Consider the following 14,573-nt stretch of genomic DNA (forward strand, 5'->3'; position numbering starts at 1 on the left):
GCTCAATAAAATACCTGCTTGCGTCCCAGCAAGCAGGTTGGGTTTGTGCCCAAATTAGGACAACTTATTTACTGACGTTGTAGAAGTAGTGACCACCGAGAGGGTCTATTTTGTAGCCTTTGACTTCTTTACGGATGGGTTCATACACCACTGAATGAGCCACTGTGATCCAAGGCGCTTCACGTTTGAATACCACTTGAGCTTGCTCGTAGTCTTTTGTGCGCTGCGCTTTATCAGAGGTACGTTTAGCGTCCAACAACAAGTTGTTGAATTCTTCGTTACACCATTGGGCACGGTTTGAGCCGCCTAAACCATCACAACCTAATAAAACGTATAGGAAGTTGTCTGGGTCACCGTTGTCCCCCGTCCATCCTAGTAATAGGGTTTCGTGCTCACCTTTCTTAGAACGGTTTAAATATTCCCCCCATTCGTAAGAAACGATTTCCGCTTTTACGCCCACTTTTGACCAATCTTCTTGAATAATTTCCGCCATACGGCGGGCATTTGGGTTGTATGGGCGTTGTACTGGCATGGCCCAGATATTGGTTGAAAAACCGTCAGGGTAGCCCGCTTCAGCCAATAGCTTTTTCGCTTTCACAGGGTCGTAAGGGTAATCCACTATGTTGTTATTGTAAGACCACATAGTTGGTGGGATCGGGTTTTTCGCCACTTTACCTGCGCCTTGGAAAACCGCATCAATGATGGCGCTCTTGTCTGTTGCTAGGTTTAATGCCTGACGAACTTTTACGTTATCAAAGGGTTTTTTCAGCGTGTTGAAGGCCAAATAACCCACGTTCAAGCCTTCTTGGCTCATCAGATTGATGTTTGGGTCTTGGTTCATTTGCTCCAAATCAGCAGGGTTTGGGTAAGGCATGACGTCACATTCGCCTGCTTTTAACTTAGCGTATCGTACCGAAGCGTCTGGTGTGATAGAGAAAACAAGACGATCAATTTTAGCCTTGCCTCGCCAGTAGTCTTTGAACGCTGTGTAACGAATCAAAGAGTCTTTTTGATATTGCACTTTTTGGAATGGGCCTGTGCCCACTGGGTCAATATCCAGTTGTTCAGGTGTCCCTTTTTCCATTAAATAATCCGCTTGCTCTTTAGAAAAGATAGAGGCGAAGTCCATGGCCAGATTGGCAATGAAAGGGGCTTCTGGCTGGTTAAGAACAAACTTCACTGTGTAGTCGTCGACTTTCACTATGTCTTTAATGAGGTCGCCCATGCCCATGCCGTTGAAGTACTCATAGGAACCATTAGATACAGTATGATATGGGTTGTTTTTGTTCCATTGGCGGTCAAAGGTGAAGACTACATCGTCCGCGTTGAAGTCACGAGTCGGCTTGAAAGATTTTGAGGAATGGAATTTCACACCTTTGCGCAGATAAAAAGTGTATTCCAAACCATCGGCAGACACATCGTAGCCAGTGGCTAAGCCTGGTTCAGTTTCTGTGGTGCCTAGTTTGAATTCCATCAAGCGATTAAACATGTTTTTAGAACTGGCATCAAACGTGGTACCAGAAGTATAAAACGCTGGGTTAAAACCTTCAGGACTGCCTTCTGAGCAGTAAACTAGAGTGGTTGCTGCTTGAGCAGTTGCACTAATTGCACCTGTTGTCATCAGCGCGAGCGTTAGTTTTGCTAGCCCTTTTTTCATTTTAACTCTCCATTAACATAATTATATTCGTGACCTGCACGTGAGAAGTTGAATTAAGGTATTCGTTACTTTTGTGATTTCGGTGGGAGAAGACCCTTTGTTAAGAAAACAAACCCCATCCAAACGCTAAGTTTGAATGGGGTTGTTCTGCCTCATCCATGAGCCCCCTTTAGCCATCTGACGTGTCTAATGAGTAGACTGTCAAAGCAGCGTCATTGAAGGGTACTTAAGCTGAGCTAAATGACCAATCGAAATTACGATATGCCCTATACGTGTAACGAATACCTATTTTCGATATCAGACGTAAAACCTTGAATTATGTGTGTTTCAGACGAGTGTTCAGGAGTAGGAAAAGTGGCAGAAAAGTGCAAATAATATTTTTTATAAGTTAGAAAATGGGTAAAAATTGATAGGAAATAAGCATTGGTTACGGCCAACAAATCATTCATAGAGAGACTTGTTGGCCAACTTTGGGTGGGATTAATTTTCCTCTGCCTTAATCAAAACCGAGGTATCTTGGCGACCACGACCAGCCTCTATTAGTTGCTGATATTTCTCATCAACTTCCTGTGTCAGTGGTAAGCTCACGCCCATCTTGTTGGCTTGTGCCAGACACAAACTCAAGTCTTTGTGCATCCACTCAATGGCAAAACCAAAATCAAATTGGTCTTTGGCCATGGTTTCACCGCGGTTTTCCAGCTGCCATGATCCTGCGGCACCATATTTCAATGTATCGACCAATTTGGTGATGTCCAAGTTGGCCTGTTGAGCAAAGCGAATACCTTCCGATAAGCCTGATAAAACACCACCAATTAATATTTGATTAACCATCTTGGTGATTTGCCCCTGTCCTACTTCGCCCATTAAGCTGGTGGCTTGCGCGTAGCAATCCAACACAGGTTTGGCTTTAGCCAGTAAGTCTTCACTACCGCCTATCATAATGGTCAGTACGCCATTTTCCGCACCGGCTTGTCCTCCAGAGACGGGGGCATCCATAAAATCAAAGCCTTTTTTTTGAGCGGCTTTATGTAATTCCTTGGCCACTTCTGCTGACGCTGTTGTGTGATCGATAAAAAGCGTCCCTGGACGTGCCTTTTCAAAGGCGCCATGAGGGCCTAAATAAACGGATCTAAGATCATCATCATTGCCCACACAGGTGAATACTATGTCTGATTCCGCCGCAGCTTTGGCTGGCGTTTCTGCGAATTGACCTGCATAGGTTGCACACCACTTGCGAGCCTTCTCTGTAGTACGGTTATAAACGACTACGGAATGGCCCGCTTGGCTAAGATGTCCTGCCATTGGATAACCCATGGTGCCGAGACCGATAAAGCTTACTTTCATTTTCTGGCGTCCTTAAGCGATTTGAATGAATTATTATATTAAGGCTTAGGTTAAAAAATGTGAGATGCACTTGGCAACAAATTCTGTCATACAGTGGTGATTGAATGTCATTGATAGATAAAAAATTACCCACCTAACACTCACAGCCACCTGTGGATAACTTTGTGAACGAAATTGGTGCGCGGGACGGAAAAGTGTTGATTGAAATGATCTTTTTAATAAGAGACTGATTTTTAGACAGATTTATTTTAGGTAATTGACATGAAGTAGAGTGATATTTTAGATCTTGAAAGTATGTCATGAGCTGTTAGTAGGTTGAGCGAGTATCTAGACTTACCCAAGGCAATGATTTTTCTCAGTAGAGAGAAAATAAAAAGCTAATAAAAACATTGATTTAGTATTATAGATGCACAGCTAATACCTGATACACAGCGTCTGCTAGTTGCTCATTTGCTTTGGTGTCAAGATGAACCCCATCCACTTCACTGGGTTGTAATATCCCTGCGGAATTTAAAAAAAGGCAGTGGTTTTGAGTACTGATATCTTGATAATGTTGATGGAAGTATTGTGACTTTTCTGTCGCACCATTAAAGCTTTCTGCCATGGCTCCGGTTGGGGATAAGATATTAGGCGGCGCAATGATGAGCAATTGTGGATTGGCGAACCCTTGTCTATTGGGCATTTTGGACTTTTCAATCAGCTTTTCAACACCTTTGGCAGCCTCGAACGCTCCCACATTAAAATGTCGCTTCAGATCATTTGTGCCTAGCATAATGATCAACCAATCTACCGGGCCAAAGGTTTCCAGTGCTGCTTGTAAGTAGGTTAATCCATTACGCCCCTCTAAAAAGGGATCGTTCCAGATCGTAGTACGACCTGGCAAACCGAAATTAATAACATGATGCTCAGTGCCAAGGAGTTTATTTAAAATATTTGGCCATCTTAAATGAGGTGGAAAACGTCCACCGCTGGGTACACTTCCCCAGGTGAGAGAATCACCATAACAAAGTATGGTTGCCATAATGTGCTCCTTGCTTCTATGCTTGATGTTCTAAAGTGTAGTCAACCCACACCAAATAATAAAAAAATCACGAAAAAATCTTTCGCCGACTGATAATGAACAAAACAATAATAAGTACCAAAAGAGGCAAACTTAGTGAGCAGTAAACATTCCTCCAAACAAGACTCCATACAAGATAGTCGACTTAGTTTTGAACGCCTACATGAGCTGAGTCGGCAGGTACCTTATCCATCTGAGACGTTACGTCGTCAACTTTTGCAAAATCTAAAGCAAAGTGTGCGTGAATTTGAAACGCCTCTTTTGGCTGCTTTACAGCAAGATTTTGGTCATAGGTCGCCAGTGGAGTCGAGGTTAATTGAGCTAGTGCCTTTGTTTGGTGAAATCAAACATGCGCTGAAACATCTGGCGAAATGGATGCGCCCAAGTAAGCGTTCCGTTCACATCACGAGTTTGCCTGCGCGAGCCAAGGTTATGTATCAGCCGAAAGGTTTAGTCGGCGTCATTTCACCATGGAACTATCCCGTGCTGTTATCGCTTGGTCCGATTGTTGGCGCCATCGCAGCGGGTAATAGAGTGATGCTGAAAGTTTCCGAATTTTGCCCTGCGACAAATGAGGTGCTGATGCAGATTTTACATACCGCTCTAGGTGAAGAGTGGGTACAAGTCATACAAGGTGAAGCAGAAGTAGCAAATGACTTTAGTCAACTTGCGTTTGATCACTTGCTGTTTACTGGTTCAACCAATGTGGGGCGCGTCGTGATGAAAAATGCTGCCGAACATTTAACACCTGTTACTCTGGAGTTGGGTGGCAAGTCGCCCTTGTTAATGACACCTTCAGCGGACATTGAAGACCTGGCTAAAAAGCTGGTGTTTGCCAAACTGTTGAATGCAGGCCAAACCTGTGTTGCGCCAGATTATGTATTGTGTCACGAAGGACAAAAAGCAGCGTTAATCGAACAGATTAAATTAGTAGTAAAACGCTTGTACCCTCAAGGTATTGCTAGTGCGGATTACACAAGCATCATTAATGATCGTCAGTTGGCGCGTCTGCAAGGCTATTTAGAGCAAGCGAAACAGTCAGGTGCTGACTGTGAGAATGTTATGCCGCAGGGCCCTGAAACCCTTGATGGTAAATTGGCTATGCATGTTTTGCATCAAATGAAAGAGGATCTTGATGTCATGCAAGACGAAATTTTTGGACCAATTTTACCCATTAAAACCTACCGTAAATTGTCCGAAGCTTACCAATTTATTAAGCAAAGGCCGCGCCCTTTGGCTATGTACTTATTTACACAGAACGCAGCAGATGAAACCTTTTGTGAGCAGCAAGTTGCCAGTGGTGGTTTAGTAATAAATCATGCCTTGATTCATGTGGCCCAGCCAGATTTGCCGTTTGGGGGGATAGGGGATTCGGGCCTAGGTGCTTATCATGCTCAAGAGGGGTTCCAAACCTTCTCACACCACAAAGCGGTGTTGAGAAAGTCCGGTTTCAATGGCCTTGCTTTCATTACTCCACCTTACAAGGGGAAAATTCACAAATTAATAGAGCGATTTTGGCCTTATCTTTAAAGGTAAACACACTTTGCATTATGCGCCACCGATTGTGAAACCCATGGCGCTATTGTTTAATGCGCTTTTTACATTTTACCTTAGGGCATTTAAGCGTTGGGCGATGGCGTCGATTTCTTGGCTCATGTTACTGAGTTGATTAGAGTCGCTGGCATTACTACTGGTTAACTCCTGTAAACGCGCCACAAACATACTCAATTCTTGCGATACCTTCTGCTGTTCACTGGCCGCTACAGAAATTTGGGTTGCTTGATCTGTAATTTGTGAAAAAGCGGATACTACGCTTTGCAAATGCGTCGCGGTTGATTCGGCTGTAGAAACGGCTTTTTCAGTTTCACTGTATCCAAGCTGCATGGAATCGACCGATTCTTTTGACGCTATTTGCAGACGATTAAGCACTTGTTCAATTTCTACCGCTGAACTTTCACTTTTGGCAGCAAGATTACGTACTTCATCGGCCACCACGGCAAAGCCTCGTCCGGTCTCTCCTGCTCGTGCAGCTTCTATGGCGGCATTTAATGCCAGCAAATTAGTTTGTTCAGCAATGTCCCTAATAACACTTAACATGCCATTGGCTTGACGACTGTCTTCATCTAATTTGAGAATGCTGGTTTGCGCGTTGGTCATGGCAGACATTAAGCTACGCATAGTGGAAATGACGGTATCCATTTCGTGTCCGCTGCTGAGGATATCCTTATGAATGCGTTCCACTGTGTCCTTTGTTTCGTTGGCGTATATAGCCACATCGTGGGAGGTGGCGCCCAGTTCTTCGGTTGCGGCGGCAAGGGTGGTGTTTTCGTCACTTAGACTGTTGGCTTTTGCAAGGAAGTTATTGCTGAATGTATTTAGGCTACCTGCGTCATTGACTAACTTTTCAGATTCTTTATGAATTTGGGACAGTAGCTGTTTGAGTTTGTCACCATAGGCATTGACTGCCAAACGTAGCTCTCCTAATTCATTCAGTTTTCCAACGGCAAGAGCCTGAGTACTGCCACCATCTGTTAATTCCTGAATTTGGTCACGAGTTTGAGTGATTTTATTGAGTAAGCTGCGGAAAAAACCTGCAGCAATAAGGCCAACAAGGATTAATAATGCGCCAATAGTGAGCATGAGAAACAGGCCCATGTTTTGCGCTATTTCGGTCATGCGATCTTTAGGCACCACCAAACCAATGGTCCAACCTGTTTCTGGATGACGCATTAAGTTTACATAAGCTGGACCACCTAAAAACTCATCATGATCCAAAGATACGATGATATTTTCGTCTTTTACTTCAATCAAAACGGGCTTGAGCCACGGAAGTTTTTCCCCAAGCTCTTGGCTTGTTAGCATGCTGCCATCGGATTTGACGAGATCCACTTTGTCCTTAGGAAAGCTTAGTATTTGACCGATATGATCAAGAGCAAACACGTAGCCCTGATTATCTTTGCCATACCCTTCAAGTGACTTAGTGACACCGTCTAACTTCATGTCAACCGTGGACACCCCGGTGAAGTTATTTTGTTCCTTCATCGGAATGGTACAAGTTACCATGGGAATTTGAGTTATGGGATCTATATAGGCTTCCGACCATGCGCATAGATCCACCGGCGTGGTTTTACCGACGGTATACCAGCTTTCATTGTGATAGCCACTGCCTGCAGGGTCGTTGTAATCGTCTAAGTAAGACATTTGTGCGCCATCTCTACCCCAAAAGAAGCTGCGTCGGTCAACGCCTGGAGTAAAGGCAGATGGCTCTGGCCAGATCCCCCCTCCAGCGATACTGGTGTCATTGTGGTTGTTGATAATGCTTGGGAAGAGTTTTTTAAACAAAGCTACTTCTTTGGGAAGTTGTGAGCCTGCCAAAGCCAGTGTGCTGGTGAGTAGTTGAATTTTTTCTAGTTTTGCATCCAAAAGATCGCTGAGAGCAGCTTGATTGGTTGAAATTTGTTTTTGCCTTTCGGCGGTTAAGTCTGGTTTTACTTTTAACTCTATAACCAAATAGATACAGGCGAGGGCGAGCAATAAAATGGCCAATAAGCCCAGATAAATTTGTTGGCGAATCTTAATGGGTGACTTCATGTTAAACCTCAATCTATTCACTACAATTTAAAAGGAGTCGATATTAGCTTATAACTCTTTGTTAGTAGTACAAGCATTATTTACAAATTGCAAATTTCATTATTTAAAAGCTTTAAAGTAACTTTAAAAACTTTCAATAGTTTTTAAAAAAGAACATCAACACCTTGGTAATGTAATTGACTTAATAGGGTCGCTGAGGGCTGCTGATCTGTGATAACACAGTCATAATCGGTCACTTTCCCCCACAAACAGCGCGATTCTTTATCAAATTTGGTGCTATCGATTATCAATATACGGTAATGACTATGTTCAACTAAGGCTTCTCTAGCCATCACTTCTTCATCGGTAAAATCGAATAATTGCCCATGTTTGTTTACTGCGGCGACTGAAAAAATGCCGATATCGGCTCGATAGCGTTGGAAAAAACGCATAGCGTCGCCGCCAATGACGTCTTGGTCTCGCATTCTAATGCGTCCACCAGAAACAGTCAGTTCACAATCAGGGTGCTCGCACAAATTTCGAGCAGCATGAAGGTTGCTTGTCATGACTTGTAAGCCTTGTAGGCCAATGAGTTGAGTGGCCACTTCAGCTACGCTCGAACCACTCCCTAGGAAAAGGGTTTGATAATCCGCTATTTTGCTTCGACATAGTTCCGCAATACGCTGTTTACCGATCGCATTGCGAATGCGTCTTTGATCAAAACTGATGTTTTCTCTATGGGGGAATGGAATGACTTCACCGTGGCTGCGAAGAACCAATCCCTTTTCGGCCAGAATTCGTATATCTGAGCGTATCGTTTGGACGGATACATTATATTTTTCTGCTACTGCTTGTAGGCTCTGCCGACCATTAATATTTATCCATTGCACAATATCATGATGACGTTGGTTCATTGCTTACCACATTGATTTAATTGCTTCTTTCGAAACGAAAGAAAAGTCTTATTAAACGAAAGTATTTCGTAATTATAGTGTCAAATTATGGCGTTATTGTTGCAACTCCTTTATTGAAAGAGAGTTTTTCCCATGTTGCTTCAGAAAACGTTATTGATATGCGCTGCGGCATTAATGCTTCCTTTAATGGCTCAAGCACAAGACACGCTGACCTTGTATACCAGTCAGCCGAATAAAGATGCTCAAATGACAGTGGACGCCTTTGAGAAAGCTAATCCAGACATAAAGGTTGAGTGGGTTCGTGATGGCACCACTAAACTGATGACCAAACTGCGAGCAGAGCTTTCATCTGGTGTAGTGAAGCCCGATGTGCTGCTTATTGCCGATAGTGTCACTATGGAGTCTATGGTTAAGGATGGTTATTTGCTGCCATACTTAAGTCCTGAAAGAGGGCAGTACGAAGACAGTTTATACAGTAAAGAAGGTTATTACTATGGTACTAAGCTGATCACTACAGGTATTGTTCGTCATAAGAAAGCCACTCAACATCCTAGCGATTGGTCTGATTTGGTTAAATCTGATTATAAAAATCAAGTGGCGATGCCAAGTCCATTGTATTCTGGTGCTGCGCTGATTCACCTTGCAACCTTAACAGATGATAAGTCATTAGGTTGGAAATATTACGAGCAACTACATGATAACCAAGCAATGGCTCAGGGAGGCAATGGCGGGGTATTAAAAGCGGTAGCTTCTGGGACGAAACCTTATGGCGTGATAGTGGATTTTTTGGCTATTCGTGAAGCGGCGAAGGGCGCGCCAATTGAGTTTATTTTTCCTAAAACGGGCGTCACCATGGTCACTGAACCTGTGGCGATTATGCAAGAGGCGAAAAACAAAGAAGCAGCAAAGCGTTTTGTTGATTTCCTCTTATCAAAAGAAGGTCAGGAATTGGTTTTAAAACAGGGATACTTACCGGCTCGTCATCATATTGGCGTACCTGCTGGTTTCCCTAAGCGAGCTGACATTCGTTTGATGCCGTTCGATGCGGCAAAAACTTTGCGTGATAATGAAGCGAATAAAGAGCGCTTCAGTAAAATCTTCGAAGGTTAAGCAAGAAGGCCCCTGTTATGCTGACTTTGTGGTCAATAAAAAGACACTTATGGGGTGGAGTACCAACGGACAGCCAATTACGTTTGTTGTCCGTTGGACTCTTCATCTTGATTGCAATTTTGAGTTTATTGCCCAGTTTGCGCCTATTGATAGAAGCCTTGAGTCATATGACTTTTCCCTTGTCTTCACCTTTGTCTGACGTGTTACGTAGTGAGCGTACTTGGACTGCTCTGCATAATAGTTTTTACACGTCAGGGTTGGGCACACTGATAGCGGTTATTCTGGGTTGTGGCTTTGGTTTTGTGGTGACCTTAACTAACATCCGTGGTCGTGCTATTTGGGTTTTTTGTTTTATGTTGCCAATGATGATTCCGCCGCAAGTGACGGCATTGTGTTGGCTGCAACTATTTGGTCCAGCAAGCCCTATTTTGAATACGCTGAACATTGCGCCATCATTAGGCAGCCCACACCCTATGTATTCGGCGCAAGGTATTGCTTTGTTGTTGGGCATACAAAGTGCCCCCTTGGTGTTTTTGGCATTGCGTACCCAGTTGATTTCATTGCCACAGGATTTATTAGAAGCGGCTCAATTATCTCGAGCGTCGCAATTTCGAATTTGGCTCGATATTATTTTACCCTTGTGTCGCAGCGCCATCGTCGCTGGTGCCGCGTTAGCTTTTGTGTCGTCGTTGGGGAATTTTGGTATTCCTGCGATGTTAGGAATTCCTGCTGGCTATATTGTTTTACCAACCTTGATTTATCAGCAAATGGCTGGATTTGGTAACCAGATGCTGAGTCAAGTAGCAAGCTTATCTATGATAATTGCTTTATTGGTGTTAGCGGGTATGTTGTTACAGCAATGGCTACAACATCGCAGTCGTTATGCTTTGCTAGGGCATACGGTGCAGACACTTTCTTTTCGCCTCAAACAATGGCGTCTGCCCTTTGAAATAGCGTTGGCTCTGGTAATGTGTTTTATCTTGGTCGCGCCTTTATTGGCGCTGATTGTGAGCGCATTAGTGCCCGCTCTCGGTGTGCCTTTGAGCGCTGATACTATTACTTTTGCTGCATTTTACGAAATGATAGGGCGGCAAGGCGTTACATTCAGAGCCTTTGAAAATAGTATGCTTTTGGCTTTTTTTAGTGCTTTCGTCTTGATGCTGGTGTGTTTGCCATTGGGCTATTTATTGATGCGTTTGCCAATGCAAATCAGAGCGGTGATTGCCAGTTTGATTGAAGTGCCTTATGCCATCCCTGGCATAGTCTTAGCTATCGCTTTTATTTTGTTGTTTGCCAGTCCTTTGCCATTTATTGAGGTTAGCTTGTATGGCACTTTGGGTATTATTTTCTTTGCCTACCTTTCATGCTTTTTGAGTGTCTGCTTGAAGCCCGTATTAACCGTAATGTCACAGCTGGATCCTGCTTTAGAAGAAGCTGCTCAGTTAGCTGGAGCTCGGCCGATACAGCGGCTACTTGATATCATTTTGCCGCTTACTGCTCCAGCCTTTTTTGCTGGTGGGCTTTTGGTGTTTCTAATTTCGATTAATGAACTAACGGTTTCCGCTTTGTTATGGAGTGCAGGTAATGAAACCTTGGGGGTATTGATTTTTAATCTTGATGAAAGTGGTGACAGTGTGTTGGCCTCCGCCATTGCGGTGTTGGTGGTTATATTGGTGGTAGGTCTTATGTCTCTACTGGGGCTGTTTGCCTCTCGACTGCCCAAAGGAGTGATTCCATGGCACGATTAGTATTAGATGGCATTGAGAAGTCTTTTCATGGCTCTCCAGTTGTTAAAGATTTGAACCTAACCATTGAGCCTGGTGAATTTGTTGCCTTACTTGGGCCCAGTGGCTGTGGCAAATCGACTATCTTAAGAATGTTGGCTGGCTTTGAGTCTGTTTCAAATGGGCAGATTATTCATGGTTCAACCTGTCTTTCTAGTGTGCAGCATCATGTGCCAACCGAAGAAAGAAATTTTGGAATGGTTTTTCAATCTTATGCACTTTGGCCACATATGACGGTGAAAGAAAACATTGGTTATCCACTTAAAGTGCAAAAAACACCAATGGCGGAACGCAACCAGCGTATCCAAAATGCATTAGACATTGTTCAGCTAGAAGAATACGCCGATCGTTTACCAGCGCAGTTAAGTGGAGGACAGCGCCAGCGAGTGGCTTTAGCACGAAGTTTGGTTACCGAGCCCGATGTGGTGTTGTTTGATGAGCCACTTGCCAACCTAGATAGGCATCTGCGGGCGACGATGGAAGAAACCTTTAGAATTTTTCATCAACGCACTGGTTCGACCATAGTGTATGTTACCCATGATCAATCAGAAGCCATGTCACTGGCGGATAAAATTGCGGTGTTAAATAAAGGTCAGCTGGTGCAATGGGGGGCGCCTCAGGAATTGTATGTAAGACCAAGAAATATCTGGTTGGCGAATTTTATTGGTCGAGGTTCGGTATTATCTGTTGCTTGGGTTGCTGCTCAGCAATACCTAAGTGGTACTAAATTACATGAATTGATTCGTGAATATTCACCGGACACAACGTTCAGCGCTGTGTTGGTCCGGCCTCAAGATATTGATTTCGTTAGTGCGGACGATTCTACACTTGCTGTAAGGGTTCATGGCTGTATTTACCGTGGTGAACGCTATGATATTGAATTGATACTCAATAATGGCCAACGTTTACTTGCTTACAGCGATGTACCTATGATGTTAGAGAGCTTGCATCACGTTCGTTTAAGGCAAGCTTGGTCGCTCGAGAGTGCGTCATGAAAGTCAGTATTAATATTCTGAGTGGTGTAGGACGAAAAACCGCTGCCGCTATTTTAGTGACCTACACCGCAGATTCTCAGTCAAAACCAGTGCGTTTTTTACTTGATGCAGGTGGTGCATTAGAGATTGGTGAAGACAAAGGTTGGATGCTGCCAGATCATTTAGATGCCATTTTTATTTCTCATGATCATCATGATCACATTGGTGGATTGATCGATATTGATAGTAAGGTACCTGTTTACGCGACGTCTCCCGTACATCGACAATTACCAACGCATTTGAAACTTCATACCTTGCCTATTTGTGGTACGACGAATGTATCAGGTATTAAGGTAACAACAGGTTCGGCAGGGCATTCTTTCGGTGGGGTGTGGTTACACCTTGATGTAGGTGGTGGCATATATTACAGCGGTGACTTCAGTCTAGAGTCAGACTTATACCCTTTTACTTTGCCGCCTCCAGCGAGAGTTGCTTTGCTCGATGCGTCTTATGGTTTGTACGATAATTCATTAGCGCAGTGTAAAGATTCTTTATTGCATTATCTCAATGATGAGCGTGCTTTATTAATGCCTGTTCCGCAAACCGGACGAGCATTGGAAATGGCTTGTTGGTTAACCTCGTTAGGGTTTCACGATTGGACGTTAGGGGACGATTGTATTGCACCCGAAACGTTATTGGCTGGCCCCGAGCACTGTGTGTGCACTGACATTCTGCCTGTCTTACAAAGTATGAAAAGCCAGCCATTTAACCCTAATGCAAAAGTGGTGTTGTGTGGTGACCCTGATGGTATGAATGGCGAAGCGTCTGTGTTATTGCAACAGCCACAACGTTATTTGCCCGTTTACACAGGGCATCTACCAGAACATGCTCGTCAGGCGGTGAGTGAAGATAAAGCCTATTTCGAACGTTGGAATGTGCACCCTCGTAAACGCGATCTAAAATATATGGTGGATCATCTTGGTTGTCGTATTTGCGTTCCCCTATTTCATGCTATGAAAGACTTAAATGAGTGGCGACAGGCTCTGGGCCCAAGTGTCACTGCTGATTCTTATATTGAGTTAGAGTGTATAGAGTTAGATTATGATCCTACTTGCTAAACCTTTTGTCTTTGCTCGCCATGCGCAGAGTGAATTTAATGCGGCGTTTCGCATCGGTGGTTTTACCGACAGTCCGTTAAGTGTGACAGGGATTCAACAAGCCAAAGATGCGGCGCCCGTTTTAAGCGCTATTGATTGGAGTCTTGTGGCAACTAGTACGCTACAACGCACCCAAGAAACAGCTTTTTATGCGCTTTCAAAGCAACAAACAATCGTGGCTTATGAGCAGCTTAAAGAGCGTAATTGGGGCGACTTGGAAGGTTGCCCAATAGAACAACAATTACCATATGACGTGACGCCGCCTAATGGTGAGTCTTGGCAAGATTTTGAAGACCGTGTGCTGAGCGCATTGAATGACATCCTCAGCGAACATTCGTGGCCTCTGATTATTGCGCATTCTGGTGTTTATCGAGTGCTAAACAATGTTATCAATGGCACGCCCTATTGCCCAAGAATCGGCAATGTTACTCCTATTTCTTTTGTGCCTAGCCAAGATGAAAATGGCTGGGAAATTACCCCTTTTAAAGGAAGCTTTATATGACAGCAAATGCCGTAATTGTGGATTTAGATGGTACATTAGCTGAGTTCGATCATACTGAAGTTGCTCATTGGGTGCTCGGTGCAGAAAAGCATTGGGACCCCTTCTTTGAGCACATGAAGCACGCTCCAGTGATCGAGAATGTGCTGCGTTTGGTGCGCATTCTTAAGCAACAAGGTCAGCAAATTTTAATTTGTAGTGGCCGTCCAGAATCTCATAAACAGCATTCTCTTGCATGGATCCAAAAGCACAACATACCGTGTGATGGTATTTATTTACGCCCAAGTAATGCGGATGCTTTGCCAGACGAAGAGGTAAAAAAAGTATTGTTGGAGCAAATCCATGAAGATGGCTTTATACCTTGGTTGGTTTTGGATGATCGTGATGCTGTAGTGCAAGGCTGGCGTAATTTAGGACTGACTTGTCTGCAATGCGCGCCAGGGAGTTTTTAAGTTGAAGAGATGTGAAATAGTGTATTAATGGCCTATTTTATCCTCATGGCTA

12 protein-coding genes are annotated in these 14,573 nt (G+C 43.8%); 7 read left to right on the forward strand and 5 right to left on the reverse strand.

Annotated elements, in window-relative coordinates:
• Window positions 1-64: 64 nt before the first annotated feature.
• From ACXAH2_RS12835 to ACXAH2_RS12845, 3 genes are all read right to left on the reverse strand, one after another.
• Window positions 65-1,657 (reverse strand): ABC transporter substrate-binding protein, encoded by a 1,593-nt coding sequence (locus ACXAH2_RS12835; RefSeq protein ID WP_475079017.1) that lies wholly within the window; start codon window positions 1,655-1,657, stop codon window positions 65-67.
• 480 nt (window positions 1,658-2,137) lie between these two features.
• Window positions 2,138-3,001, reverse strand: coding sequence for an NAD(P)-dependent oxidoreductase (locus ACXAH2_RS12840; protein ID WP_475079019.1), 864 nt, complete (start codon window positions 2,999-3,001; stop codon window positions 2,138-2,140).
• A gap of 400 nt (window positions 3,002-3,401) precedes the next feature.
• On the reverse strand, window positions 3,402-4,022 hold the full coding sequence (locus ACXAH2_RS12845) for an SGNH/GDSL hydrolase family protein (protein ID WP_475079020.1): 621 nt from the start codon (window positions 4,020-4,022) through the stop codon (window positions 3,402-3,404).
• 135 nt (window positions 4,023-4,157) lie between these two features.
• Here ACXAH2_RS12845 and ACXAH2_RS12850 point away from each other — a divergent pair, with 135 nt between their 5' ends.
• On the forward strand, window positions 4,158-5,591 hold the full coding sequence (locus ACXAH2_RS12850) for a coniferyl aldehyde dehydrogenase (protein ID WP_475079021.1): 1,434 nt from the start codon (window positions 4,158-4,160) through the stop codon (window positions 5,589-5,591).
• A 75-nt stretch (window positions 5,592-5,666) separates the two neighbouring features.
• On the opposite strand, the gene ACXAH2_RS12855 is transcribed toward ACXAH2_RS12850, so the two are convergent.
• Window positions 5,667-7,652 (reverse strand): methyl-accepting chemotaxis protein, encoded by a 1,986-nt coding sequence (locus tag ACXAH2_RS12855; protein WP_475079022.1) that lies wholly within the window; start codon window positions 7,650-7,652, stop codon window positions 5,667-5,669.
• A gap of 143 nt (window positions 7,653-7,795) precedes the next feature.
• On the reverse strand, window positions 7,796-8,545 hold the full coding sequence (locus ACXAH2_RS12860) for a DeoR/GlpR family DNA-binding transcription regulator (protein ID WP_475079024.1): 750 nt from the start codon (window positions 8,543-8,545) through the stop codon (window positions 7,796-7,798).
• 132 nt (window positions 8,546-8,677) lie between these two features.
• On the opposite strand from ACXAH2_RS12860, the gene ACXAH2_RS12865 reads away from it, so the two are divergent.
• The 6 genes from ACXAH2_RS12865 to ACXAH2_RS12890 are packed head-to-tail and all read left to right on the forward strand — an operon-like array spanning window position 8,678 to window position 14,521.
• On the forward strand, window positions 8,678-9,655 hold the full coding sequence (locus ACXAH2_RS12865) for an ABC transporter substrate-binding protein (RefSeq protein WP_475079025.1): 978 nt from the start codon (window positions 8,678-8,680) through the stop codon (window positions 9,653-9,655).
• Between the two features lie 17 nt (window positions 9,656-9,672).
• Entirely contained in the window at window positions 9,673-11,403 is a 1,731-nt protein-coding gene (locus ACXAH2_RS12870) for an ABC transporter permease (protein ID WP_475079027.1), read from the forward strand.
• Window positions 11,391-12,434, forward strand: coding sequence for an ABC transporter ATP-binding protein (locus tag ACXAH2_RS12875; RefSeq protein ID WP_475079029.1), 1,044 nt, complete (start codon window positions 11,391-11,393; stop codon window positions 12,432-12,434). Before ACXAH2_RS12870 ends, ACXAH2_RS12875 begins: the two co-directional genes overlap by 13 nt.
• A complete protein-coding gene (locus ACXAH2_RS12880) occupies window positions 12,431-13,531 on the forward strand; it encodes an MBL fold metallo-hydrolase (RefSeq protein ID WP_475079030.1) in 1,101 nt (366 codons plus the stop codon). Before ACXAH2_RS12875 ends, ACXAH2_RS12880 begins: the two co-directional genes overlap by 4 nt.
• On the forward strand, window positions 13,515-14,072 hold the full coding sequence (locus ACXAH2_RS12885) for a histidine phosphatase family protein (RefSeq protein WP_475079032.1): 558 nt from the start codon (window positions 13,515-13,517) through the stop codon (window positions 14,070-14,072). The genes ACXAH2_RS12880 and ACXAH2_RS12885 overlap by 17 nt, the downstream gene beginning before the upstream one ends.
• Window positions 14,069-14,521 carry a phosphatase domain-containing protein gene (locus ACXAH2_RS12890; RefSeq protein WP_475079033.1) on the forward strand — a complete coding sequence of 151 codons (453 nt, stop codon included), beginning with the start codon at window positions 14,069-14,071 and terminating at the stop codon, window positions 14,519-14,521. The genes ACXAH2_RS12885 and ACXAH2_RS12890 overlap by 4 nt, the downstream gene beginning before the upstream one ends.
• Window positions 14,522-14,573 lie beyond the last annotated feature (52 nt).

Source organism: Marinomonas sp. ABL3_031 (genome assembly GCF_056161265.1).